This is a genomic window from Macrococcus hajekii (assembly GCF_004359505.1).
Classification (GTDB): Bacteria; Bacillota; Bacilli; order Staphylococcales; family Staphylococcaceae; genus Macrococcus; species Macrococcus hajekii.
Genome location: NZ_SCWE01000032.1, coordinates 1 through 402, shown reverse-complemented (window position 1 = coordinate 402; position 402 = coordinate 1). Strand labels below are relative to the sequence as shown.

Below are 402 nucleotides of genomic sequence, written 5' to 3'. Positions count from 1 at the left end.
TCTTCAAGCTGCTGTTTAGCTGGCATGGTGATCAATTGCTCATCCAGATAATCGTAATGACCATCATGATGAAAACTCAAAAGTGTCAAATCAAAGTCATGGTTGTCCAAGTACTGTCGGAATCGAGCATCGGCAGGAGCAAAATAGCCGGCTTCGATCCCAAGCAAGAATTCGGTCGGAAATTTTTCGGCCAGAGCCGGCTGCGTTGCCTTCATCCTAGCATAATCAGGCAGATTATCCCGGCCGCCATCATCAGGATTATCAAACTCTAAATGTTCTGTTGTCACGACAGGCGCCTTTGTCTGCGTTAAGTAATCACGGAGTTGGGCTTCGGAATCAAATGAATACAAGGTATGCATGTGCTGATCATAAATTGTCACGAATGAGTTCCTCCTTCTAGTG

Annotated in this window: 1 protein-coding gene; it reads right to left on the bottom strand. The window is 45.5% G+C overall.

Annotated elements, in window-relative coordinates:
• Window positions 1-380, bottom strand: a 380-nt coding sequence (locus tag ERX37_RS11235) for a PHP domain-containing protein (RefSeq protein ID WP_243715924.1), incomplete at its 3' end; no start/stop codon positions are given.
• Between the last annotated feature and the right edge of the window lie 22 nt (window positions 381-402).